Origin of the sequence: Curtobacterium poinsettiae (assembly GCF_047226435.1) — a bacterium.
Lineage (GTDB): Bacteria > Actinomycetota > Actinomycetes > Actinomycetales > Microbacteriaceae > Curtobacterium > Curtobacterium poinsettiae.
On sequence record NZ_CP178434.1, the window covers coordinates 2763440 to 2786828 of the forward strand.

Annotated in this window: 19 protein-coding genes; 12 read left to right on the plus strand and 7 right to left on the minus strand. The window is 69.8% G+C overall.

The features are described 5' to 3' along the window. The first annotated feature begins 148 nt into the window (after nucleotides 1-148). The 4 genes from ACL00U_RS13000 to ACL00U_RS13015 all read left to right on the plus strand — a co-directional run bounded on the left by ACL00U_RS13000 (nucleotide 149) and on the right by ACL00U_RS13015 (nucleotide 5474). Nucleotides 149-2158, plus strand: coding sequence for a glycoside hydrolase family 127 protein (locus tag ACL00U_RS13000; protein ID WP_412873472.1), 2010 nt, complete (start codon nucleotides 149-151; stop codon nucleotides 2156-2158). Continuing rightward, nucleotides 2155-3471 carry an ABC transporter substrate-binding protein gene (locus tag ACL00U_RS13005; RefSeq protein WP_236559471.1) on the plus strand — a complete coding sequence of 439 codons (1317 nt, stop codon included), beginning with the start codon at nucleotides 2155-2157 and terminating at the stop codon, nucleotides 3469-3471. Before ACL00U_RS13000 ends, ACL00U_RS13005 begins: the two co-directional genes overlap by 4 nt. 77 nt (nucleotides 3472-3548) lie before the next feature. Beyond that, nucleotides 3549-4517, plus strand: coding sequence for a carbohydrate ABC transporter permease (locus ACL00U_RS13010; protein WP_259494051.1), 969 nt, complete (start codon nucleotides 3549-3551; stop codon nucleotides 4515-4517). 3 nt (nucleotides 4518-4520) lie between these two features. Further along, on the plus strand, nucleotides 4521-5474 hold the full coding sequence (locus ACL00U_RS13015) for a carbohydrate ABC transporter permease (RefSeq protein WP_052481898.1): 954 nt from the start codon (nucleotides 4521-4523) through the stop codon (nucleotides 5472-5474). A gap of 252 nt (nucleotides 5475-5726) precedes the next feature. Here ACL00U_RS13015 and ACL00U_RS13020 read toward each other — a convergent pair whose 3' ends face one another. Next, nucleotides 5727-6776, minus strand: coding sequence for a substrate-binding domain-containing protein (locus ACL00U_RS13020; protein ID WP_017888390.1), 1050 nt, complete (start codon nucleotides 6774-6776; stop codon nucleotides 5727-5729). A gap of 180 nt (nucleotides 6777-6956) precedes the next feature. Here ACL00U_RS13020 and chvE point away from each other — a divergent pair, with 180 nt between their 5' ends. The 3 genes from chvE (at nucleotide 6957) to mmsB (ending at nucleotide 10912) form a co-directional block, all read left to right on the plus strand. Continuing rightward, a complete protein-coding gene (gene chvE / locus ACL00U_RS13025; protein ID WP_017888389.1) occupies nucleotides 6957-8084 on the plus strand; it encodes a multiple monosaccharide ABC transporter substrate-binding protein in 1128 nt (375 codons plus the stop codon). Between the two features lie 106 nt (nucleotides 8085-8190). Then, nucleotides 8191-9744: a multiple monosaccharide ABC transporter ATP-binding protein gene (gene mmsA, locus ACL00U_RS13030; RefSeq protein WP_042540350.1), complete on the plus strand. Its 1554-nt coding sequence runs from the start codon at nucleotides 8191-8193 to the stop codon at nucleotides 9742-9744. Further along, the gene (mmsB, locus tag ACL00U_RS13035; RefSeq protein ID WP_017888387.1) at nucleotides 9731-10912 is read left to right on the plus strand and encodes a multiple monosaccharide ABC transporter permease; all 1182 of its coding nucleotides are present in this window, start codon (nucleotides 9731-9733) and stop codon (nucleotides 10910-10912) included. The genes mmsA and mmsB overlap by 14 nt, the downstream gene beginning before the upstream one ends. A gap of 81 nt (nucleotides 10913-10993) precedes the next feature. Here the strand turns inward: mmsB and ACL00U_RS13040 are convergent, their stop codons facing one another. Beyond that, nucleotides 10994-12334: an alpha-amylase family glycosyl hydrolase gene (locus tag ACL00U_RS13040; RefSeq protein ID WP_412873473.1), complete on the minus strand. Its 1341-nt coding sequence runs from the start codon at nucleotides 12332-12334 to the stop codon at nucleotides 10994-10996. A gap of 81 nt (nucleotides 12335-12415) precedes the next feature. Between ACL00U_RS13040 and ACL00U_RS13045 the strand changes: the two genes are divergently transcribed. The 4 genes from ACL00U_RS13045 (at nucleotide 12416) to ACL00U_RS13060 (ending at nucleotide 14726) form a co-directional block, all read left to right on the plus strand. Beyond that, nucleotides 12416-12814 (plus strand): DUF3253 domain-containing protein, encoded by a 399-nt coding sequence (locus ACL00U_RS13045; protein WP_017888385.1) that lies wholly within the window; start codon nucleotides 12416-12418, stop codon nucleotides 12812-12814. A 37-nt stretch (nucleotides 12815-12851) separates the two neighbouring features. Then, nucleotides 12852-13952 carry an SDR family oxidoreductase gene (locus tag ACL00U_RS13050; protein WP_159556006.1) on the plus strand — a complete coding sequence of 367 codons (1101 nt, stop codon included), beginning with the start codon at nucleotides 12852-12854 and terminating at the stop codon, nucleotides 13950-13952. A gap of 107 nt (nucleotides 13953-14059) precedes the next feature. Then, a complete protein-coding gene (locus ACL00U_RS13055; protein ID WP_412873474.1) occupies nucleotides 14060-14236 on the plus strand; it encodes a CsbD family protein in 177 nt (58 codons plus the stop codon). Nucleotides 14237-14420: 184 nt separating this feature from the next. Next, entirely contained in the window at nucleotides 14421-14726 is a 306-nt protein-coding gene (locus tag ACL00U_RS13060) for a biopolymer transporter Tol (RefSeq protein ID WP_412873475.1), read from the plus strand. Nucleotides 14727-14841: 115 nt separating this feature from the next. Here the strand turns inward: ACL00U_RS13060 and ACL00U_RS13065 are convergent, their stop codons facing one another. From ACL00U_RS13065 to ACL00U_RS13080, 4 genes are all read right to left on the minus strand, one after another. Continuing rightward, nucleotides 14842-16671 carry a glycoside hydrolase family 35 protein gene (locus ACL00U_RS13065; protein ID WP_042540358.1) on the minus strand — a complete coding sequence of 610 codons (1830 nt, stop codon included), beginning with the start codon at nucleotides 16669-16671 and terminating at the stop codon, nucleotides 14842-14844. Between the two features lie 87 nt (nucleotides 16672-16758). Continuing rightward, complete coding sequence (locus tag ACL00U_RS13070) at nucleotides 16759-18093, minus strand: ABC transporter substrate-binding protein (protein WP_017888380.1); 1335 nt, start codon at nucleotides 18091-18093, stop codon at nucleotides 16759-16761. 97 nt (nucleotides 18094-18190) lie between these two features. Continuing rightward, on the minus strand, nucleotides 18191-19162 hold the full coding sequence (locus tag ACL00U_RS13075; protein ID WP_017888379.1) for a carbohydrate ABC transporter permease: 972 nt from the start codon (nucleotides 19160-19162) through the stop codon (nucleotides 18191-18193). Beyond that, nucleotides 19159-20103 carry a carbohydrate ABC transporter permease gene (locus ACL00U_RS13080; protein ID WP_017888378.1) on the minus strand — a complete coding sequence of 315 codons (945 nt, stop codon included), beginning with the start codon at nucleotides 20101-20103 and terminating at the stop codon, nucleotides 19159-19161. Before ACL00U_RS13080 ends, ACL00U_RS13075 begins: the two co-directional genes overlap by 4 nt. 196 nt (nucleotides 20104-20299) lie before the next feature. Here ACL00U_RS13080 and ACL00U_RS13085 point away from each other — a divergent pair, with 196 nt between their 5' ends. Then, complete coding sequence (locus ACL00U_RS13085) at nucleotides 20300-21325, plus strand: LacI family DNA-binding transcriptional regulator (protein ID WP_031260382.1); 1026 nt, start codon at nucleotides 20300-20302, stop codon at nucleotides 21323-21325. A gap of 350 nt (nucleotides 21326-21675) precedes the next feature. Here the strand turns inward: ACL00U_RS13085 and ACL00U_RS13090 are convergent, their stop codons facing one another. Further along, nucleotides 21676-23181: an alpha-N-arabinofuranosidase gene (locus ACL00U_RS13090; protein ID WP_017888376.1), complete on the minus strand. Its 1506-nt coding sequence runs from the start codon at nucleotides 23179-23181 to the stop codon at nucleotides 21676-21678. Nucleotides 23182-23389: the final 208 nt, after the last annotated feature.

A 23389-nucleotide genomic window follows, 5' to 3' on the forward strand; every position in this document is an offset into this window, starting at 1 on the left:
CGATGACCAGGACATGCCGATGACCTTACACAAAAGCACCGGAATGCTCTTGCGCGACGTGCGCCCCGTGTCGTAGCGTCCACCGCAGAAACCGTTTTCCGGATCGATGACGACCCGGACGGCCCGAGTCACATCGCAAGGAGGCGACATGACCACCACGCTCGCGACCGATCGCGGCGCGCACACCGCGACCCCGGTCCTCCCGACCGCCGACGCGCACCTCACGCTCCGGCCGCTGCCGACCGGCGACGCCCGGATCACGGGCGGCTTCTGGGCGCTCCGACAGGAGCGCAACGGCCGCGACGCCGTGCGGAGCGGCTACCAGCAGCTCGAGACGGCCGGTAACTTCCGCAACCTGCGCATCGCCGCGGGGCTCGAGGAGGGCGAGGCCGTCGGCCCGATCTTCATGGACTCGGACGTGACGAAGTGGCTCGAGGCCGTGGCGTGGGAGTACGGCCGCGCCCCCGCCGAGGACCTGCTCGACCTGCAGCGCGAGGTCACCGCGCTGTACGCCCGAGCCCAGGCCGAGGACGGCTACCTGGACTCCGTGCAGCAGGTCCGCGGCAAGGGCGAGCGGTACACGGACCTCAAGTGGAGCCACGAGATGTACTGCGCCGGGCACCTGTACCAGGCGGCCGTGGCCCAGCACCGTGCGACGGGCGACACCGGGCTCCTCGAGGTCGCGATCAAGAACGCCGACCACCTGGTCCGCACGTTCGGCGACGGTACCGCCCCGGACGGCACGCCGAAGACCCGCGACGTCGACGGCCACCCCGTCGTCGAGATGGGCCTGGTCGAGCTGTACCGCGAGACCGGCGACCGCGCCTACCTCGACCTGGCGCACTGGTTCGTCGATGCCCGGGGCCACGGGATCATCGAGCGTGCCGGCGGCGAGCCGACGTACTTCTCCGACCGGGTGCCGAGCCGCGAAGCCACGACGGTGGAAGGGCACGCCGTCCGCGCCGTGTACCTGGCCGCGGGTGCCGTGGACGTCGCGATCGAGACCGGGGACACCGAGCTCCTCACCGCGAGCGAGACGCAGTTCGCGGACATGATGGCGACGAAGGCGTTCATCACCGGCGGCCTCGGGGCTCGCTGGGACTGGGAGGCGTTCGGCGACCCGTACGAGCTGCCGACCGACCGCGGCTACGCCGAGACCTGCGCGGCGATCGGCGGGGTGCAGTGGGCCTGGCGCCTGCTGCTCGCGACCGGCAAGCCCGTGTACGCGGACGCGATCGAGCGCCTGCTCTACAACGCGTTCCTCGCCGGGGTGAGCCTGGCCGGCACCGAGTACTTCTACGTGAACCCGCTGCAGCAGCGCGACCACGCCCACCAGGACGAGAACCGCTCCCCCGCCCACGGGCGTCGCGGCTGGTTCGACTGCGCCTGCTGCCCGCCGAACATCATGCGGACCTTCGCGAGCCTCGACGGCTACCTGGCGACCGCGACGGACGGCGGGTTGCAGATCCACCAGTACGCCACCGCGGACCTCGGTCCGGTGCGCGTCGACACCGACTCCCCGCACGACGGCCGCGTCCGCGTCACGGTCACCGAGGACGGCCCGCTCGCCCTGGGCCTGCGGATCCCGGCCTGGTCGGACACCACGACCGTCACGGGTCCGGACGGGTCCGCGAACCCCACGGCGGGCACGCTGCACGTCGTCGACCGCGAGTGGTCGGCGGGCGACACCGTCGAGCTCGTTTTCGACACGACGCCGCACCGGTACGTCGCCGACGCCCGCATCGACGCCGCCCGCGGGCAGGTCGCGATCGAGCGCGGCCCGCTCGTGTACGCGGTCGAGCAGGCGGACCAGCGGGGCTTCACGGTCGACGACCTGACGGTCGACGCCGACGCGCCGATCACCGAGGAACACCGCGGCGACCTGCTCGACGGCGTCGTCACGCTGCGGATCCCGGGGCACGCCCCGGCCGAGCACGTGCAGCCGGCCTGGCCGTACCAGCGTCTGGACGGGCCGGGAGGCGCGACCACGGCCCGCGACGCGACCAACGTCGACGACGTGGCCGGTCTGCAGGGCGCCACCACGGGCCTCCAGGCCGGTCGCAACGTCCACGACGTCACCGCGACCGCGGTCCCGTACTACGCGTGGGCGAACCGGGGAGCCGCGCCGATGCGCGTCTGGCTCCCGCTGGCGCGGTGACCGGCGTGGACCGCCGTGCGTTCCTCGTCGGCGGCGTCGCCGGCGGGGCAGCCCTCGCCCTGGCCGGGTGCTCCGGCACCTTGCCGAAGGTCGTCGCGAAGCCCGCGAGCTTCGGGAAGAACGCGACCGGCACGGTGCAGGTGTGGTGCCGGTCGGCGACCCAGGCCGGCCTGACGTCGGCCGTCGCCGGGTTCAACAAGGCGAACCCGGAGCTGCAGGTCCAGCTGACCCCGGTGCCGGACGCGCAGTACGTGACCAAGCTGGCGACCGCGATCCGCGGCGGTGAGCCGCCGGACGTCGTGGACATCGACGACATCAACTCGCAGCTGTTCATCTTCCGCGAGGCGTTCGCCGACCTGACCGACGTCGTCAAGAGCCTGGACTACTTCGATGCGATCTCGCCGGGGCACCTGCGCCTGCTCGAGTACCGCGACCGGTACTACGGGCTGCCGTACCTGGCGGACAACTCGCAGCTGTTCGTCAACACCGAGCTGTTCGAGCGTGCGGGCCTCGACGTCGAGGAGTCGACGAGGGACCTGTCGACGCTGCTCGACGCGGCGAAGGCCATCCGGAAGCTCGACGACGACGTGTACGGCTGGTCGATCTCCGGCAACGCCGCCGGCATCATCGGCTTCGTCACGCAGCCGCACGTCTGGGCGACCGGCGTCGACATGATGACCGGCGAGGTCGGCTCCCAGCGGCCGAACATCACCGGCAACGAGGCCCTCGAACGCATGCTCGAGTTCTACCGGCAACTGTGGAAGGACGGCGTGCTGTCGAAGGCGACGTACTCCGACGCCGGTACCACGTGGGGTGCCGACTTCCGGGCCGGCAAGGTGGGGATCTTCCCGACCTCGTACGGGGCGACCGTGCCCGCGGCCACCAAGGCGATGCGGGCGAAGATGCAGACGGTGCTCATCCCGTCGTGGGACGGCCAGCGGTCGTTCTTCGACGGCGGCGACAACATGTGCATCCCGAACGGGGCGGCGAACCCGTCCGGTGGATGGGCGTTCATGCAGTACGCGAACGCGCTCCAACAGCAGCAGGCACTGCCGGACGGCGGGTACTTCCCGACGCGGTCCGACGCCGCCACCCCGGAGTACCGCAAGCGGTTCCCGCTGGCGTACGGCCCGCTCGACGCCATCGAGAAGGGCTACGCGCCGCAGACGCTGGCGTACAACCTGCTCAACAACCAGCCGTCGTCGCCGTACTTCGCGATGTTCCGCGAGGCCGTGTTCGGGTCGGGGAGCGCTGCCGCCATGCGGACGGCGCAGTCCGACTACCAGCGGATCCTCGACCAGGTGCAGGCCTGAGCCTGCCTGCTCGCTCGTCTCGCTCGTCTCGGGCTCTGGCTCGTCTCGCTCTTGTTGATGCACAGAGAGGTGCACGCATGTCGACCATCTCCACCCGGCGTCCCGCCGCCCGGACCGGCCCGGGCCGTCCCACCGTGGGCCGCGGCCCGGGGCGCGGCGGCTCCGCCCGGACCCGCAACTCGCTCACCCACCCGCCGCGCACCGGCGCCGTCCTCGTCGCCCCGGCGATCCTGTTCGTCGCCGTCTTCGTGCTCGTCCCGCTCGTGTTCGCGCTCTACATCTCGTTCACGAACTGGCCCCTGATCGGTCCGTACCGGTTCATCGGGCTGCAGAACTACCTGACGCTGTTCCAGGACCCGACGTTCGTGCACGCGATCGGCTACACGCTGCTGTACACGGCGATCGTGACCCTGCCGATCCTGGCGCTCGGGTACTTCTTGGCCGTGCTCGTCCGGGCCCGCCGCCGCGGCAGCACGATCCTGCGGACGGTGTTCTTCCTGCCGTACGTGGTCGGGCTGACGACGCTCTCGTTCATGCTCGTGCTCGAGGCGCAACCGAACTCCGGCGCCGTCAACATGGTGCTCCGCTGGCTCGGGATCACCGACGGCAGCACCGCGTGGCTCGTGAACGGCCCGCTGGCGACGGTGCTCATCTGCGTGCTCGTGGTCTGGGCGGTGTCGGGCTTGACGATGGTGCTGCTCATGTCGGCGATGCAGGGCGTCCCCGACGAGGTCTACGAGTCCGCGCAGCTCGAAGGGGCGTCCTGGTGGCAGACCGAACGCCTCATCACGTTCCCGATGATCCGCTCGACCGTCGCGCTGAGCGTCATCATCTCGGTGATCGGGTCGCTGCTGGCCTTCAACCAGTTCTACATCCTGACCCAGGGCGGACCGGGCACCGAGACCACCACCATCGTGAACGCGATCTACAACCGCGGGTTCGTGAACCTGCAGCTCGGGGCCGCGACCGCCCAGTCGATCGCCCTCGTCGTGGTGATCGCCGCCGTGACGGTGTTCCAGTTCTGGGCACTGCGAGAGAAGGACTGAGCCATGAGCACCACGACCTCCCGTGCGGCCCTCGCGGCGCCGGACCTGTCCACCAGGACCCTGACCACCACGGGCGACGGCCGACGTCGTCGCCACCAGCAGGGCAGCGTCCAGCACCCGCGCGACACCACCGTGAAGCGCACCCTCTACGCGATCGCCGGCATCGGATCGGCCCTCGTGTTCGGCGTCCCGCTCATCTGGTCGATCCTGCGGGCGTTCCAGTCCGAGGCCGTCATCACGCAGGCCCCGGACCCGGCGACGTTCTTCCAGCTCGGGTGGCAGAACTTCGCCGCCGTGTTCGCCTCGTCGTCGCACCTGCTCACCGGCGTCGTGAACTCGCTCATCGTGTCGATCGCCACGGCGGTGCTGACCGCGGTCATCGCGACGATGGCCGGCTACGGCTTCGCCCGCTTCCGGTTCCGGGGATCCGGCGTCGTGTTCGGCCTGGTGCTGCTGACGATGATGGTGCCGTTCCAGGCCATCCTCACGCCGCTGTACCTCGAGATGAACGCGATGGGGCTGACGAACTCGCTGCTCGGGCTCGTGCTGTTCTACACGACGGTGAACCTGCCGTTCGGGGTGTTCGTGATGCGGAACGCGTTCGAGTCGATCCCCACCGAGCTCGAGGACTCGGCGTTCGTCGACGGGGCCTCGCGCTTCCGGGTCGTCGTGTCGGTGCTCCGCCCGCTGCTCCTGCCCGGGGCGGCGACCGCGGCGCTCTACGCGTTCCTGGCGTCGTGGACGGAGTTCCTCGGAGCCCTGACGTTCCTGACGAAGGACTCGCTGTACACGCTGCCGGTCGCGCTGCTCAACCTGCAGACCGGGGCGTACGGGCAGGTGTCCTACGGCAACCTCGTCGCCGGGTCGGTGGTGGCGATGATCCCCTGCATCGCGCTGTACGTCGGGTTGCAACGGTTCTACGTCGCCGGGCTGTCGTCCGGGGCGTTGAAGGGCTGACGGTCGGGTCAGCTCGGGGTCGTGCGCGGTGTCGCACCGTGCGCGGCCCCTCGGTCGGTGCAGGGTCGTGCGCGGCTTCGCACCGTGCGCGGCCCCTCAACCGGTGCGGGGTTGATCGCTCGGTGCGGGACTGTAGCGCCGCACCGAGCGATCAACCTCGCACCGGCCGCACAACGCTGCACCGTGCGCCGCGGGCCGGCGCACGGAAGAACCTCGCACCACCCGCACACCGCCCCACGGTGCGAGGGGGCGCTACGTGCTGCGCCGCACCACCAGCTCGGGCGCGAGCAGCGTCTCGTCACGGGGCTCCCCCTCGACCAGGGCCCGCACGGTGTCGAGCACCCGCTCCCCCATCGCCCGGAAGTCCTGCCGCACGGTGGTCAGCGGCGGCGTGAAGTGCGCGGCCTCGGGGACGTCGTCGAAGCCCACGACCGCGATGTCGTCGGGCACCCGCAGCCCCTCGTCGGCGAAGGCGTGCAGCACCCCGAGCGCCATCTGGTCGTTGCCCGCGAAGACCGCGTCGACCGTCCCAACGTCGATGTGCCGGGCAGCTGCGAAGCCGCTCGCCGGGGTCCAGTCGCCCTCGAGCACGACGGGTTCGAGCCCGGCGTCCTGCATGATCCGCACGTAGGTGGCACGGCGGACCTCGGACTCCTGCGACACGTGCGGTCCGGCGATGTGCACGATCCGGCGGTGTCCGCGGTCGAACAGGTGCTGCATCACGAGCGAGGTGCCGGCGGCCTGGTCGATCGCGACCGCGGCGACGCTCGGCGCGACCGGGTTCCGGACGGCGTCGCGCTGCACCGCGTTCGACACCACGACGGGCACCGTGACCGGCACGGTGAGCGAGGCGAGGGCGTCGAGCACCCGGTTGTCGGCGGCGACGAGCACGATCGCGGCGACGTCCTGCGCGAGCAGCGTGGTGAGCGCGCCGGACAGGTCGGACGGCGTCGGTTCCTCGGGCAGGGTGGACAGCAGCACGTGGTACCCGGCGGACCGCGCGGCCCGTTCGAAGCCGATCGAGGTGCTCGACGGTCCGTACAGCGCGTCGCCGGCGGTGATGATGCCGAGCGCCTTGCTCCGCCCGCCGGCGAGTGCCCGGGCGGCGGCGCGGGGCCGGTACCCGAGCGCGGTGACGGCGTCGGTGACCTGCGTCCGGTACTGCTCGCGGACGGTCGGGTCACCGTTGATGACACGCGAGACGGTCTGGTGGGACACGCCCGCGCGTTCGGCGACGTCGAAGATCGTCGGGGCCTTCCGGCGCTTGCCGCCCGTGCCCTCGGGGGCGGTCCTGGTGCTCACGTGGCCAACCGTACCGCTCGGTCCGGCCACCGCGGCAAGATCACGAAACGGCGACGCTGAGTTGACACCCCGTCACGGAACCCACAAGATGTGAGCGCTCACACGAGCGCATCCCGCGGGGCACAGCAGCCCCGGCACCCGACCGCGTCGAGGACGACGCGAAGGAACAGAGGTACTTCGATGATGAAGCGCAGGATCATCGCGGGCGTCGCAGCCGTCGGCATCGCGATCTCGCTGGCCGCTTGCTCGGCCGGCGGCCGTGCATCCACCGATGGTGGCGGCAGCGGCGACAACAAGGGCGCCCTCGTCGGCGTCGCCATGCCCACCAAGGTCTCCGAGCGGTGGATCAAGGACGGCAACGCCGTCAAGAGCGACCTCGAGAAGGCCGGCTACAAGGTCGACCTCGAGTACGGCGACAACAAGGTCCAGCAGCAGGCCCAGCAGGTCAGCAACATGATCACCAAGGGCGCGAAGGTCCTGATCATCGCGTCGATTGACGGTGGCGCGCTCTCCGACCAGCTCGACGCCGCCGCCAAGGCCGGCATCAAGGTGATCTCGTACGACCGCCTGCTCACGGGCAACAAGAACGTCGACTACTACGTGTCCTTCGACAACGAGAAGGTCGGCGTCGACCAGGCGAACAGCCTGCTCACCGGCCTGGGTGTCCTCGACGCGGACGGCAAGAAGACCGGCGAGAAGGGCCCCTTCAACATCGAGGTCTTCGCCGGCTCGCTCGACGACAACAACGCCGGGTTCTTCTTCAACGGCGCCATGAAGACGCTCAAGCCGTACCTCGAGGACGGCACGCTGAAGATCCAGTCCGGCCAGGACAAGCTGTCCCAGGCCGCGACGCAGCAGTGGGACCCGGCCACGGCCAAGGCCCGCATGCAGAACCTGGTCGCCAAGTCCTACTCGGGCGGCACCACGCTCGACGGCGTGCTCTCGCCGTACGACGGCATCTCGATCGGCATCATCTCGGCACTGCAGGGTGCCGGGTACGGCACGAGCGACCGTCCGCTCCCGACCGTCACGGGCCAGGACGCCGAGGCCGCCTCGGTCAAGTCGATCATCGCCGGGCAGCAGTACTCGACCATCTACAAGGACACGCGCAAGCTCGCCAAGCAGTCGGTCACCATGGCCGAGGACCTGCTCACCGGCAAGAAGCCCGAGGTCAACGACACCAAGAGCTACGACAACAAGGTCAAGGTCGTCCCGACCTTCCTGTTCCAGCCGACGGTCGTCACGAAGGACAACTACAAGGAAGTCCTCGTCGACTCGGGGTACTACACCGAAGCCGACCTGAAGTAGTCAGGGCCCATCTCTCGGACCGGAGGCGCGGTGCCAGCTGCGCACCGCGCCTCCAGTCCGTCTCCACCAGCGCGCGCACGCGCGCGCACGACGGAAAGGCGTCCACATGGCGGACACCATCCTCGAGATGCGGGACATCACCAAGACGTTCCCCGGCGTCAAGGCCCTGCAGGGGGTCACGATCGAGGTCGAGCGCGGCCAGGTCCACGCGATCTGCGGCGAGAACGGCGCAGGCAAGTCGACCCTGATGAAGGTGCTGTCGGGGGTCTACCCGGCCGGCTCCTTCGACGGCGAGATCCTGCTCGACGGCGAACCCGTGCGGTTCGCCAACATCAACGACTCCGAGGCCGCCGGCGTCGTCATCATCCACCAGGAGCTGGCCCTCAGCCCCTTCCTGTCGATCGCTGAGAACATCTTCCTCGGCAACGAGCAGTCCAAGGGCGGCTTCATCGACTGGAACAAGACGAACCTGACGGCAGCCGAGCTGCTGGGGCGCGTCGGGCTGAAGGACAACCCCGTCACCAAGGTCGTCGACCTCGGTGTCGGCAAGCAGCAGCTCGTCGAGATCGCGAAGGCGCTCTCGAAGGAGGTGAAGCTCCTCATCCTCGACGAGCCCACCGCCGCGCTGAACGACGACGACTCCGCGCACCTGCTCGAGCTCATCCGCTCGCTGCAGGCCGAGGGCATGACGGCGATCATCATCAGCCACAAGCTCAACGAGATCAAGGCGATCGCGGACAAGGTCACGATCATCCGTGACGGCAAGACCATCGAGACGCTCGACATGCGCGCCGACGATGTGTCCGAGGACCGCATCATCCGCGGGATGGTCGGCCGCGACCTGTCGAACCGGTACCCCGAGCGCGAGCACCCCGTCATCGGCGAGGAACTGCTGCGCATCGAGGACTGGACCGTCCACCACCAGCTCGACTCGTCGCGCGAGATCATCCACCGGGCCAACCTGAACGTCCGGGCCGGCGAGGTCGTCGGCATCGCCGGGCTGATGGGTGCCGGCCGCACCGAACTCGCGATGAGCGTCTTCGGCCAGTCGTACGGCACCGGCATCAGCGGCACCGTCTACAAGCGCGGCACGCCGATCAAGACGCACACCGTCTCGCAGGCGATCGACAACGGCATCGCCTACGTCACCGAGGACCGCAAGCGCTACGGCCTGAACCTGATCGACGACATCAAGCGGAACATCTCCGGGTCGGCGCTCGGGAAGCTCGCGAACTGGGGGTTCGTGAACTCCTCGGAGGAGACCACGGTCGCGAGCCAGTTCCTCAAGAGCCTCAACATCAAGGCGCCGAACGTCGACGTCGTGACGGGGAAGCTCTCCGGCGGGAACCAGCAGAAGGTCGTCCTGTCGAAGTGGATGTACGCCGACCCCGACGTGCTCATCCTCGACGAGCCCACCCGCGGCATCGACGTCGGCGCGAAGTACGAGATCTACACGATCATCAACCAGCTCGCCGACCAGGGGAAGGCGGTCATCGTGATCTCCTCCGAGCTCCCCGAACTGCTCGGCATCTGCGACCGCATCTACACGCTCTCCGAGGGCACCATCACGGCCGACGTCCCGCGCTCCGAGGCGACGCCCGAGGTCCTCATGCAGTACATGACCCAGGAACGGGAGACCCCTGTCAATGAACGCGCTTAAGTCCGCCGTCGGCTACCTCACCGGGCAGCTCCGACAGATCGGCCTGTTCATCGCGCTGATCGTCATCGTCATCTTCTTCCAGGTGACCACGAACGGCATCACGCTGGCCCCGATCAACGTGTCGAACCTGATCGTCCAGAACAGCTACATCCTCATCCTGGCCATCGGCATGGTGATGGTCATCATCGCCGGGCACATCGATCTGTCGGTCGGTTCGGTGGTCGCCTTCACCGGTGCCATGGCCGGCGTGATGATCACGCAGTGGAACATCCCGTGGCCCATCGCGGTCGTGCTCTGCCTGGTCGTCGGTGCCCTCGTCGGTGCCTGGCAGGGCTTCTGGATCGCCTACTTCGGGATCCCGGCGTTCATCGTGACGCTGGCGGGCATGCTCGCCTTCCGCGGCGCGGCCCAGATCGTGCTGCAGAACCAGCAGATCTCGCCGTTCCCGACCGGCTTCCGCTCGCTCGGCTCCGGCTTCCTGCCGTCCTTCGGCACCACCGGGTACGAGCCGCTCACGATGATCCTCGGCTTCGCCGCCGCGGCCGTCATGGTGATCGCAGCGTTCCGCGGTCGCATCACGCGTCGCAAGTACCAGCTCGAGAGCGAGCCGTTCGCCTGGTTCATCGTGAAGACGGCCTTCGGCGCCGTGCTCGTGATCTACGTGGCACTCCTGCTCGCCAGCTACAACGGCACCCCGATCGTGCTCGTCGTGCTCGGTGCGCTCGTGGTGATCTACTCGGTCGTCATGCGGAGCGCCGTGTTCGGCCGCCACATCTACGCGATCGGTGGCAACGCGCTGGCCGCGCAGCTGTCGGGTGTGAAGACGAAGCGGGTCACGTTCCTGCTCTTCGTCAACATGGGTGTCATCTCGGCCCTGGCGGGCGTGGTCTTCACCGGCCAGCTCAACCTGGCGGCACCGGGCGCTGGCAACGGCTTCGAGCTCGACGCCATCGCCGCCGTCTTCATCGGTGGCGCGGCCGTCACCGGCGGCATCGGCACCGTGCCGGGTGCCATCGTCGGCGGTCTCATCATCGGCCTGCTGAACAACGGCATGTCGATCCTCGGTGTCGGTACCGAGTTCCAGTCCCTGATCAAGGGTCTGGTGCTGCTCGCCGCCGTCGCGTTCGACGTGTTCAACAAGCGCCGGGCGGCGTCCGCCCGCAAGTAGGGAGCGCGCGTTCGCGTTCGCTCGCGTTCGCTCGGTGCGCAGAAACGGTCGGGTCCTCGATGGGGACCCGACCGTTTCTGCTCACGAACGCGACAGGACGGCCCACCCCCCGGCCGGGAGGCGCAGGGTCCCGTCCCCGACATCGGCCCCGCCCGCCTCGACCTGCGTCGCGTCGGCCACGGGCACCTCGACGGGGTCGTCCGACAGGTTCAGGGCGGTCACCACGGCGGCGTCCGCCGTCGCGGTGCGCAGCACCACGGCGGTGTTGGTCAGGTGCACGACGTCGGTGTGTGCCCGGTGCAGCCACGGGTTCCGGCGGCGCAGGGCGATGAGCGCCTCGTACGCGTGCGTCAGGTCCGTCGGCGCGGGCACCTCGGCCGGGAACTCCGGGCGGACTGCATCGTCGCCGCCCTCGCGTTCCTCCTTCACACCGGTCCAGCCGTACTCGTCACCGGCGTAGACCACCGGCGTCCCCGCGACCGTGAACAGCACCGCGGCGGCGTGCCCGGCGAACCGCTCCCCCACCGCGCTCGCGATCCGGGTCACGTCGTGGTTGCCGACGAACGTGGTCGGGGCGAAGGTGGCGAGCAGGGCGTCGTGCCGCTCGATCGCGTGCGCGAGCTCGTGGCCGTTGCGGTCCGCGATGCCGTGCCAGATCCCCTGCCACAGCTCGTACTGGGTGAGCGAGTCCATCGTCGAGTCGCGTGCGATCGCCGCCGCGTCGCCGTGGATGACCTCACCGCTGAACCAGGCATCCGGGAACCGTTCCCGCACCCGTGGCAGCACCCGCGCCCAGAACGCCGGCGGCACCGCGTACGCCGCGTCGAGCCGCCAGCCGTCGATCCCCCGCTCCAACCAGTGCGTCATGACCTGCACCACGAGGTCCTCGGTGGCGCGGCTGTCGTGGTCGAGCGCGACGAGGATGTCGTGCCCCTCGAACAGCCCGACGGGCACGGGCTGTCCCGGCTGCCAGCCGGACCAGTCGATGGCGAACAGGTCGGCGGTCGGTGCCTCGGGGCCCTGTTCCGACAACGCGGTGAAGGCCGGGTGCTCGCGGCCGACGTGGTTGAACACCCCGTCCAGCAGGACCCGCACGCCCCGCTCGTGCGCCGCGGTGACCAGACGGTCGAAGTCGGCGTCGTCGCCCAGGCGCGGGTCGATCCGGAAGTGGTCGACCGTGTCGTACCCGTGGGTCGAGCTCGCGAACACCGGGCCGAGCAACAGGCCGTTCAGACCGAGGTCGACGACGTGGTCGAGCCACCCGGTCAGGCCGTCGAGGCGGTGTTCGAGCGGATGCTCCCCCACCGGTGACGCAGGGCGGACCTCGGCGCCGACGAAGCCGAGCGGGTAGACGTGCCACCACATCACGTGCTGGACCCAAGCCGGCTCGGACGGACGGGCGGGGACGGTGTCGGGGTTCACCGCTCCGATGCTGCCAGGCGCACCTGGACCGGGTGCGTGGTCGCTGTGTACCCCCGCGGACGGCAGGACGAGGATGGGGTGATGGGACGGGCGATCAGGACGGAAGCCGATGCGTCGGCGTCGGAGTCGGCACACGCCGAGCGGACCTGCGCCTCGTGCGGTCGGCGGATGCCGTCGTCCGCGGCACCGGAGGCGAAGTGGTGCTCGGGCGCCTGTCGCCGGCACGGTCTCGACGACACCGACCGGGCCCTCGAGCAGCGCATCGACGAACTGCTCGCAGCCCGGGCACGGACCTCGAGCATCTGCCCGTCCGAGGTCGCACGCTCGCTGGACCCGGACGACTGGCGACCGCTGATGGAGCCGGCACGGCGAGCCGCCCGGCGCATGGTCGCGCGCGGCGAGGTCGAGATCACCCAGGGCGGGTCCGTCGTCGACCCGTCGACCGCCAAGGGTCCGATCCGCATCCGCCGTCCGCGTTGAGGGAACACGTGTCGTCCAACGTGAGTTGCATCGAGGGATGACTGCAACCGGATCGACCGAACCGACCCCTGCCCGCCGCGAAGCCCTGGTCGTCGGAGCCAGTGGCATCACCGGTTCTGCCCTGGTGCGCCACTTGCTCGACCTCGGCTGGGACGTGACGGCGCTCTCCCGCCGACCGCTCGCCGAACAGGGCGTCCGGACCGTCGCGGCCGACTTGCGTGACCCCGAGAGCCTGGCGGCCGCACTCACCGACGAGCACCCGACCCACGTCTTCTTCACCGCCTGGCAGCGGCAGGACACCGAGGCGGAGAACATCCGCGTAAACGGCGGAATGGTCCGCGACCTGCTCGCGGCACTGTCGCACGCTCCGCTCGAGCACGTCGCCCTCGTCACCGGCCTGAAGCACTACCTCGGCCCGTTCGAGGCGTACGCCGCCGGCGAGATGCCCGACACCCCCTTCCACGAGGAGGAGCCGCGCCTCGACACCCCGAACTTCTACTACGCGCAAGAGGACGAACTCTTCGCAGCCGCGGAGCGCCAGGGGTTCACCTGGTCGGTGCACCGCTCCCACACCGTGATCGGGCACGCCGTCGGCAACGCCATGAACATGGGCCTCACACTCGCCGTGCAGGCCACGCTGGCGAAGGAACTCGACCTGGACTTCGTGTTCCCCGGCAGTGAGGCGCAGTGGAACGGCCTGACCGACATGACCGACGCCGGCATCCTCGCCGAGCACATGGTGTGGGCCTCGACGTCACCCGAGGGTGCGGACGAGCCGTTCAACATCGTCAACGGTGACGTCTTCCGCTGGCGTTGGATGTGGCCGCGCCTGGCCGCGCACCTCGGTGTCGACCCCGCGCGCGTGGTGGGCTACCAGGACGCTCCGCGACCGCTCGAGGAGCAGATGGCCCCGTACGAGTCCGAGTGGGCCGGCATCGCCGAGCGCCACGGTCTCGCCGAGGCCGACATCAACCGACTCGCTTCGTGGTGGCACACCGACGCCGACCTGGGCCGCGCGATGGAGGTCGTGACCGACATGGGCAAGAGCCGAGACGCCGGGTTCACGGCGTTCCGTCGGACCGAACAGGCCTTCGCGGACCTGTTCGCTCGCTACCGGGCCGACCGCCTCATCCCCTGATCAGCGAAGCACATGTCCTGCCGCAGTGAACGGGGTACACCGCCGTCCGTACTGTCGGTGACACACCGCCGGGTCCACCGGTGATGCCCCCACCGGAAGGAATCACCATGTCGCTCGGAGACAAGGCCAAGGACGCCACCCAGAAGATCGTGGGCAAGGTCGAGGAGAAGGTCGGTAAGCACACCGACGACCAGGAGCTCCACGCCCAGGGCAAGAAGGACCAGCACATGGGCGAGGCGCGCATGCAGACGGAGAAGGCGAAGGACGCCGTCGACGACAAGTGAGCACCTGCTCGTGAACACACGAACGGCCCGATGTCTGCTGACGTCGGGCCGTTCGTGTGTCGGTCCGTGCCACGCACTCCGCTCTGGTCGATGCCCGCGAAGCAGGTCGACCGGGTCGGCGGGCGGACGCGTTCGCGGCTCATCGACCCCTGTCCACCCACCACCGACGGAGCAGACTCGGACCATGACCGCCGAACCCGACGACCACTTCTTCGTCGTGGACGGCCGACGCTGGCGGCGCACCGACCCCGCCGTGCCCGAGCATCTCGCCGCCGCACTCCGCTCGCACCTGGGGCGCGGCCGCAACGCCGTGAAGACCGCGAAGCGCGCAGGCGACGACGAGGCCCTGGCGGCGGCGCGGCACCGGAACGGCCTGGCCAAGCACGGCCTGGGCGAGCGCGGCCCCGAGTGGTGGAGTCGCCCCGAGGCCGACCGGATCGCCGACGCCGAGCGGGCGCTGGCAGACCTGGACGCCCTCGACAGCGACTGATCCTTCCCATGACGCCCGCGCTGGAAAGCGGAATCGGGCGTACCTGGTCGAAACTTCCGACCAGGTACGCCCGATTCGACCAGGTAGGCCCGATCTGACCAGGGCGGCCGCGCGGCTACGCCTCGGTGTGGCCCAGGTCGGGCTCGACGAGCAGGCACGCGGTGCGCGACGCGGCGGCGTGCAGCTCGAGCACGACGAGCTCGTTGCGACCGTGGCGGAGCACCGGGCCCGGGATCGCCAGGGTCCGCTGCGGGCCTCGCGACCAGTACCGACCGAGGCAGAATCCGTTGACCCAGGCGACTCCCTTGCGGAACCCGACGAGCGACAGGTACCGGTCGTCGACGGTGTCGAGGTCGAACGACCCCGCGGCGAACGTCGGCCCCGCGAGCACGTCCCCGCCGGAGGCAGCGACCTCGGCCAGTGCGGTGACGGCTGCCGGCGCGATCGGGTCGAGTGCGAGCGGGGACGCCGTCCAGCGGGCCACCGGGACGCCGTCGATTGAGACGCCCCCGATCAAGCCCTTCGGCTCACCGATGCGGACGCCGTAGTCGACCCGGCCCTGGTCCTCGACGAGGAGTTCGAGCGTGCCGGTCACCGGCGGCAGGGTGATGGCCCGGTCGTGGTGCTCGCGCTCCAGGACCCCGACGACGACACCGTCGGCCGACACGATCGCACGGTCACGCACCTCGGTGCCGACGGTCAGCACCCCTCCGGCGGGCAGGTCGGCCTCGGCGAGGTAGACGACGAAGCCGCTTGCGGCTCCGAGGGCGTCGAAGGTCGGCGGCTCGTCGTGCGCGGACCACGTCGTGAGCGTGGGCAGCAGGGAACGGAGCGACGCGACGCGGTCCAGCCGGACGGCGAGGTCCGTGGCGGGGGTGATCCGGGCCTCCAGGCCGTCGCCGGACGCGGCCACGGGACCGAGGCGACCCGACCCACCCGGCTCCATCGCTGCGGGCAGCGGCGGCACGGGCGCGTAGCGCTCGATGACCGAGCGGAACGCGTGGAACTTCGACGTCGGTCGGCCGGCCTCGTCGAGCGGGGCGTCGTAGTCGTACGACGTCGCGATCGGACGGTAGACGCCCTTGTCGTTCGCGCCGTTCGTGAAGCCGAAGTTCGTGCCGCCGTGGAACATGTAGATGTTCACCGAGCCGCCGGCGGCGAGCAGGACGTCCAGGTCCTCGGCACTGGCGGACGCCGGCGTGGTGTGGTGGTGCTCGCCCCAGCTGTCGAACCAGCCGTCCCAGAACTCCGAGCACATCAGGGGGCCGGTGGGCTGGGCCTGCCGCAGGCGCTCGAGCCGGGCGGCGGAGCGGGAGCCGAACGAACCGGTCTTGTGCAGTGAGGGCAGCGAGCCGTCCTCGAGCATGGTGCCCATCGGCTGGTCGACGCTCGTGAAGGGGACGGTCAGCCCGATGTCGCGGTGCATCTGCTCCAGCGCGCGCAGGTACTCGGGGTCGGAGCCGTAGGCGCCGTACTCGTTCTCGACCTGCACCAGGACGATGGGCCCGCCCTGGTCGATCTGCCGCGGGACCAGCACGGGGGCCAGGTGCTGCAGGTACGTCTCGACCGCTGCGAGGAACCCGGGCTCGTTTCGGCGGACCCCCACGGAGCCGTCGGCGAAGAGCCAGTACGGCAGCCCGCCGTTGGTCCACTCGGCGCAGATGTAGGGGCCGGGGCGGACGATGGCGTGCATGCCCTCGGCCGCGACGAGGTCGAGGAAGCGGCCGAGGTCCAGGCCTCCGGACAGGTCGAACTCCCCCGGCGACGGCGCGTGCGCGTTCCACGCCACGTAGGTCTCGATGGTGTTGAGGCCCATCAGCTTGGCCTTGCGGATCCGGTCGGCCCACAGGTCGGGGTGCACGCGGAAGTAGTGGATCGCGCCGGACAGGACCCGGTGCGGCTCGCCGTCGAGCAGGAAGTCGGTGTCGCCGATGGCGAAGCGCATGGTGTGACCTTCTCATGGCCGGCCGGAGCCGGGCGTGGAGCGGGGCCGTGCGGACGTGTCCGCACGGCCCCGCGGGGATACCGGGAACTACTTGGTCGAGACCGTGAAGCCCTGGTCCTTGCCGTACTTGGCGAGGGCCTTCTGCCAGGCCTGCAGGCCGGCGTCGAGCGAGGTGCCGTTCTCGTACGCCTGACCGACGGTGTCGGCGTAGACGCTGTTCGCGTACACCTGGTACGGCAGGTACGTGAAGTCGTTGTCCGAGGACTTCGACGCGTCGACGAGCACCTTGTTGATCTGCTGGCCGCCGAAGTAGGACGGCTTCTCGTCGAGGAAGGCCGACGAGTCCAGGTCAGCGGTGGTCGACGGGAAGCCGCCGGACTCCATGAAGACCTTCGTGGACTCCTTCGAGGAGTTCAGCCACTTGAGGAAGCCCGCGGCGAGTGCCGGGTTCTTCGACTGCTTCATGACGACCTCGGCGCTGCCGCCGTTGTTCGCGGTCTGGGCGGTGCCACCGTCGTAGGTCGGCATCGGGGCGACACGCCAGTCACCCGAGGCCTGGGCGACGCCGGACTCCAGGTTGCCGGGCATCCAGGCGCCGGTGATCAGCGTGGCGATCTCGCCGTTGCCGAGCTGCTTGTACCAGTCGTCGGTCCAACCGACCGTCTTCGACAGCAGGCCCTGCTCGACGAGCTCGTTCCAGGTGCTCGTCCACTTCTTCGAGCCCGCGTCCTGCAGGTTGATGGTCACCTTGTCACCGTCGGTGGTGAAGGGGGTGCCACCGGCCTGGGCGATCATGCTCGTGGTGAAGCCGGCGTCGCCGGAGTCCGCGGCGATGTACGCCTTCGGGTCGGCCTGGTGCAGCTTCTTGGCCGCGGTGACGTACTCGTCCCACGTCTTCGGCACGGCGATGTCGTGCTTGTCGAAGACCTTCTTGTTGTAGAACAGCGCCATGGGGCCGGAGTCCTGCGGCAGGCCGTAGACCTTGCCGTCGATCGACACCGAGCTCCAGGTGCTCTTCGCGAAGTCCTTCTCGAGCGAGTCGAAGCCGTAGCTCGACAGGTCGAGGAGCGACTCGGACAGGGCGAACTGCGGCAGGGCGTAGTACTCGACCTGGGCGACGTCGGGGGCACCCGAGCCGGCCTTGATCGTGTTCTGCAGCTTGGTGTACTGGTCGGCGCCGGTGCCGGCGTTGACGAGCTTGACCTTCACCTTCGGGTACTGCTTCTCGAACGCGGCGACCTGGGCCTTCGCCGACGGGGTCCACGACCAGTAGGTCAGGGTGCCACCGTCTTTCAAGGCCTTGTCGATGTCGTCGGCCGAACCGCCGGAGCCGGAGCTGCCGGAGGCGCACGCGGCGAGGGCGATCGCCGCGGTGACGCCGATGGCGAGGGCGCTGAGCCCGCGCCGGAGACGCTTGTTCATGGGAGTGCCTTTCACTTCTTCGTGGAGGGGGTGGTGCTGCTGTGTGCCGGACCGGGCGGCGCGTGGCGGGGTCGCCGTGCGCCTGGTGTCCGAGGGGTCAGGCCTTGACCGACCCGGCTGCGAGGCCGGACTGCCAGAAGCGCTGGAGGAAGAGGAACGCGACCACGATCGGGATGATCGTGAGGAGCGATCCCGTGACGACGAGGTTGTAGATCGGCTGCGCGCCGGACCCGGTGGCCTGCGCGTTCCACTGGTTCAGGCCGACCGTCAGGGGGTACCACTTCGGGTCGCTCAGCATGATGAGCGGCAGGAAGTAGTTGTTCCAGGTGGCGACGACCGCGAACAGCAGGACCGTGACGACACCGGGAGCGAGCAGGCGGAGCGCGATGGTGAAGAAGATCCGGAACTCGCCGGCACCGTCCATGCGGGCGGCCTCGAGCAGTTCGGCGGGGATCGCGTCGACCGCGTAGGTCCAGATCAGGTACATGCCGAACGGGCTGATCAGCGAGGGCAGGATGATCGACCACGGGGTGTTCGTCAGGCCCACCTGCGAGAAGAGCAGGAAGGTCGGGACGGCCAGTGCCGTGCCGGGGACCGCGATGGCGCCGAGGACGACGGCGAAGACCGCACGGCGCCCCGGGAACTGGAACTTCGCCATGCCGTAGCCCGCGACCGTGGCGAGCAGGGTGGCCCCGCCGGCGCCGACGACCACGTAGAGCAGCGTGTTGCCGAACCACTGCAGGAAGATGCCGTCGTTGTACGTCACCGTGTCGACGATGTTCTGCCAGAGGTTGAAGTCCCCGCCGAACCACAGACCGAAGGTGGAGAGCAGCGACGACTGCGTCTTCGTGCTGTTCACGAGCAGGTAGAACAGCGGCGCGAACGAGTACACGACGAAGACGACCATGACCGCGGTCAGCAGGCCGGAACGCTTCGGCTTGCGTCCGCCTTCCGCGGTGCGGAGCTGCCGGGAGGCGCGGATCGAGCGGGTGCGCGGCGCACGTTGCGTCGTGGTCGCCTCGGTCACCGTGGCCGCTGCGGGCCCGGCGGGGTGCTGGATGGTGCTCATCGGTTCTCCTCGCGGGTGCCGCGGACCTGGACGACGTAGGCGATCACCGCGGTGATCACGCCCATCACGATCGCGACCGTGGCGGAGTAGTTGAACTGCTGGCCGCTGAAGGACAGCGAGTAGGCGTACATGTTCGGGGTGAAGGCGCTGCCGATGACGTTCGGGGCGAGCGTCTTGAGCAGGTTCGGCTCGTTGAAGAGCTGGAAGCTGCCGATGATCGAGAAGATCGTGGCGATGACCATCGGGCCGCGGAGCGCCGGGAGCTTGATCGAGAGGACCGTGCGCATCGGGCCGGCGCCGTCGAGCTCCGCCGCCTCGTACAGCTCACCGGGGACGGTGCGGAGTGCGGCGTAGAAGATCAGCATGTTGTAGCCGAGGAACTCCCACGTGACCACGTTGCCGATCGACGTCAGGACCCAGCTCGGGCTGAACGGCTGCAGCAGGTCGATGCCGAGCGCGTCGTTCGCGGCACCGGTCAGACCGAACTGGTTGCCGTAGATGAAGCCCCAGATCAGGGCTGCGACGACACCGGGGACCGCGTAGGGCAGGAACACCGCGATGCGGAAGAAGCTCGTCCCCCACAGTCGGGCGCTGTCGAGGGCCAGGGCGGCGACGAGCGCGAGGCCGAGCATGATCGGCACCTGGACGACCAGGAAGATCGCGACCCGACCGAGCCCGGACCAGAACTTGGCGTCCTGGAAGAGCTGCACGTAGTTGGCGAACCAGACGAACTGGTTGCCGCCGATGAGCTGGTCGCGGAACAGGCTGAGCCAGAGCGCGTACCCGATCGGCACGATGAGCATCAGGACCAGGACGACGACGAACGGGCCGACGAACAGCCATCCGGTGAACCGTCCCCGCGGCTTGGGGCGGCGGCCGGCGGGGCGCTCGGCGGTGGGGCGCGGTGCTGCCTCACCGGGGCGCGCTGCGAGCGTGCTCATGTGACTCCTTCGTCTGCTGCGTTCGGGTGGTCGATGTCGGCGGCTCGGCCCGGGCCGGATCAGGGTGTCCGGGCGGTCACCGATGTTGACGTCAACATCGAACGTCGCGACGATAGCATGGCAACGTCAACATGCGCTAGCGTCCGGGGAGGCCGACCGTTCGGCCCCTCGATCCGGAAGGAGCGCCAGCGTGACGATGGAGTCCCCCGCCGGCACCCGCCGCGCCCCCTCGATGGCCGCCGTCGCCGACGCCGCGGGGGTCTCGATGCAGACCGTCTCGCGGGTCGCCCGCGGCTTCGACAACGTCAGCCCGGAGACCCGCGACCGCGTCCAGCGCGCGATGGAGTCCCTCGGCTACCGGCCGAACCGTGCCGCCCGCGCCCTGCGCTCGGGCCGCTTCCGCACCATCGGCGTGATCATGTTCACGCTCGCGTCCTTCGGCAACATGCGCACGCTCGAGGCGATCGCCGACGCCGCCGGGGTCGCCGACTTCACGATCACCCTGCTGCCCATGGCCTCGCGCACCGAGGCGGGCGTCCGGTCCGCCTTCTCACGCCTGCACGAACAGGCCGTCGACGGCGTCGTGATCATCATCGAGTCGCACATCATCGACACCGCCGAGGTCGTGCTGCCCGACGGCGTCCCCATGGTGATCGTCGACTCCACGGGCAGCACGGACCACCCCGCGATCGACACCGACCAGGCCGACGGCGCCCGGCAGGCCACGCAGCACCTGCTCGACCTGGGCCACGAGACCGTCTGGCACGTCGCCGGTCCGGATTCGTCGTACTCGGCGGCCCGTCGCCTCGCCGCGTGGCAGGACACCCTGTCGCGCGCCGGTCGGCCCGTCCCCCCGGTGTTCCGCGGTGGGTGGACGACCGAGCACGGGTACGAGGCCGGGCTCGAGATCGCCGCACGGCCGGAGATCACCGCGGTGTTCGCCGCGAACGACCAGACCGCCCTCGGGGTCCTGCGCGCCGCACACGAGTCCGGCCGCCCGGTGCCGTCGTCGCTCAGCGTGGTGGGGTTCGACGACTCCCCCGAGTCCGACTCGTTCTGGCCGCCGCTGACCACCGTGCACCAGTCCTTCGACGAGGTCGGCCGCCGAGCGGTCGCCACGCTGCTCGCCCAGATCGACGGCGAGCGGGTCAGCGTCGCGTCCGACCTGGTGCCGGTGCGGCTCGTCGAGCGCGCGAGCACGGCGGCACCGCCGGCGCGCTGACGCGGCGCGCTCGTGCCGAGACTCGGCCCCGCGGACAGGCTGCGCCGTCCGCGTGCCGCGCTCTGTCCGCTCAGACGAGACTCGGTCGTGGTCTCGCCGGACGCCGGACGGGAGGCTCGGTGCCAGGCCGCCACGGGCCTCCCGGCCGCCGCGTCCACGTCCGAGGCCCGAGACTCGGCCCCGCGGACAGGCTGCGCCATCCGCGTGCCGCGCTCTGTCCGCTCAGACGAGACTCGGTCGCGGCCCGCCGCGCGCCGCGCCCCCGCAACGAGCAGAGGACGTCGGGCGCGAGCGCCCGACGTCCTCTGTGCTCACTCGACGCCCGCCGTGGCGTGCGCCGAGGCGTCTTGTCAGCCGATCGAGACGGCGGTCCAGGAGACCGGCGGGAGCTCGATCGTGACGGTGTCGCCCTCGCGGCGGACCGACTCGTTCGTGCGCAGCCCCACGCGCGAGGTGTTCTCCAGGTCGTTCACGGCGTGCAGGTCGTCGTCCCAGACACCCTCGGCGTGGACGTCGCCCGTCGCACCGATGCCTGCGAGGTCGATCGTCACCGTGGTCGGCTCGGACGGGTGGCGGTTCACCAGGAAGACCGCGGCCTTGCCGTCCTCGGTCACGGTGGCGGCGGAGTCCACGACCGGGACCTCGCCGTGCTTGCCACCGTCGACGGTGTCACCGGAGGCCTTGACCTGCAGCGACGTCCCCTGCGCCAGGCGCGAGGTGACCGAGAACGGGAAGAACGTCGTCTGGCGCCAGGCCGGGCCGCCGGGCTCGGTCATGATCGGGCCGATCACGTTGACGAGCTGGGCGAGCGAGGCCGAGGCGACGCGGTCGGCGTGGCGGAGCAGCGAGATGAGCAGGCCACCCACGACGACGGCGTCGGCGACGGTGTAGACGTCCTCGAGCAGACGCGGGGCGACGGGCCACTCGTCGAGCGTGAAGGTCTTGGCCTTGGCTTCCCACTTCTTGATCGACCAGACGTTCCACTCGTCGAACGAGATGTCGATGCGCTTGTCGGACTTCTTCTGCGCCTGGACGTGGTCGGCGGCCGTGGTGACCGTCTTGATGAAGTGGTCCATGTTGACGCCCGAGGCGAGGAACGACGGCAGGTCGTCGTCCTCCTCGTAGTAGGCGTGCGCGGAGATGTAGTCGACGTCGTCGTAGGTGTGCTCGAGGACGGTGCGCTCCCACTCGCCGAACGTCGGCATCGACGCCCCGGAGGAACCGCAGGCGACGAGCTCGAGGTCGGGCTGGATCTGTCGCATGGCCTTGGCGGTCATGGCGGCGAGCTTGCCGTAGTCGTCGGCGTTCTTGTGGCCGAGCTGCCACGGGCCGTCCATCTCGTTGCCGAGGCACCACATCGTGATGGCGAAGGGTTCCTGGCGACCGTTGGAACGACGGTAATCGGACAGTGCGGTGCCGGCGTCGATGTTGGCGTACTCGAGGAGCTCGATCGCCTCCTGCGTGCCGCGGGTACCGAGGTTCACGGCGAGCATGAGCTCGGAGCCGACCCGGTCGAGCCAGTGCTGGAACTCGTGCAGGCCGACCTCGTTCGTCTCGGTCGAGTGCCAGGCGAGGTCGAGACGGCGGGGGCGCTGCTCGACGGGGCCGACGCCGTCCTCCCACTTGTAGCCGGAGACGAAGTTGCCACCGGGGTAGCGGATGGCGGAGACGCCGAGTTCCTTGACGAGTTCGACGACGTCCCCTCGGAAGCCGTGCTCGTCGGCGGTCTCGTGGGCGGGCTCGTGGATGCCGTCGTAGACGTGGCGGCCGAGGTGCTCGACGAACCCGCCGAACAGGCGACGTCGCACCGGCCCCACGGTGAACGCGGCGTCGAGGACGAGGTGTGTGCGGGGCATGGATCTCCTTCGATCGTGGCAGTGCGGTTCGTGCGGGGAGCGGTGGGGGCGCGTACGGGAACCGAAGCGGGCCGTCACGAAAGTGAGCGCTCACCTGACGGAAACGCTACCGGGTTCCACGCCGTCGCGAAAGGGGTGGCGGATGACAGGGGCGAGCGCTAATGTGAGCGCTCACGGAGCACCGGAAGGTCGTTCCGTGTCCGGAGCA

Bases quoted from the DNA above. Each gene is read 5' to 3' on its own strand.
- ACL00U_RS13000 (WP_412873472.1), top strand. From the start codon at position 149: ATGACCACCACGCTCGCGACCGATCGCGGCGCGCACACCGCGACCCCG.
- ACL00U_RS13010 (WP_259494051.1), top strand. From the start codon at position 3,549: ATGTCGACCATCTCCACCCGGCGTCCCGCCGCCCGGACCGGCCCGGGC.
- ACL00U_RS13015 (WP_052481898.1), top strand. From the start codon at position 4,521: ATGAGCACCACGACCTCCCGTGCGGCCCTCGCGGCGCCGGACCTGTCC.
- chvE (WP_017888389.1), top strand. From the start codon at position 6,957: ATGATGAAGCGCAGGATCATCGCGGGCGTCGCAGCCGTCGGCATCGCG.
- mmsA (WP_042540350.1), top strand. From the start codon at position 8,191: ATGGCGGACACCATCCTCGAGATGCGGGACATCACCAAGACGTTCCCC.
- mmsB (WP_017888387.1), top strand. From the start codon at position 9,731: ATGAACGCGCTTAAGTCCGCCGTCGGCTACCTCACCGGGCAGCTCCGA.
- ACL00U_RS13045 (WP_017888385.1), top strand. From the start codon at position 12,416: ATGGGACGGGCGATCAGGACGGAAGCCGATGCGTCGGCGTCGGAGTCG.
- ACL00U_RS13050 (WP_159556006.1), top strand. From the start codon at position 12,852: ATGACTGCAACCGGATCGACCGAACCGACCCCTGCCCGCCGCGAAGCC.
- ACL00U_RS13055 (WP_412873474.1), top strand. From the start codon at position 14,060: ATGTCGCTCGGAGACAAGGCCAAGGACGCCACCCAGAAGATCGTGGGC.
- ACL00U_RS13060 (WP_412873475.1), top strand. From the start codon at position 14,421: ATGACCGCCGAACCCGACGACCACTTCTTCGTCGTGGACGGCCGACGC.
- ACL00U_RS13065 (WP_042540358.1), bottom strand. From the start codon at position 16,671: ATGCGCTTCGCCATCGGCGACACCGACTTCCTGCTCGACGGCGAGCCG.
- ACL00U_RS13070 (WP_017888380.1), bottom strand. From the start codon at position 18,093: ATGAACAAGCGTCTCCGGCGCGGGCTCAGCGCCCTCGCCATCGGCGTC.
- ACL00U_RS13075 (WP_017888379.1), bottom strand. From the start codon at position 19,162: ATGAGCACCATCCAGCACCCCGCCGGGCCCGCAGCGGCCACGGTGACC.
- ACL00U_RS13080 (WP_017888378.1), bottom strand. From the start codon at position 20,103: ATGAGCACGCTCGCAGCGCGCCCCGGTGAGGCAGCACCGCGCCCCACC.
- ACL00U_RS13085 (WP_031260382.1), top strand. From the start codon at position 20,300: ATGGAGTCCCCCGCCGGCACCCGCCGCGCCCCCTCGATGGCCGCCGTC.
- ACL00U_RS13090 (WP_017888376.1), bottom strand. From the start codon at position 23,181: ATGCCCCGCACACACCTCGTCCTCGACGCCGCGTTCACCGTGGGGCCG.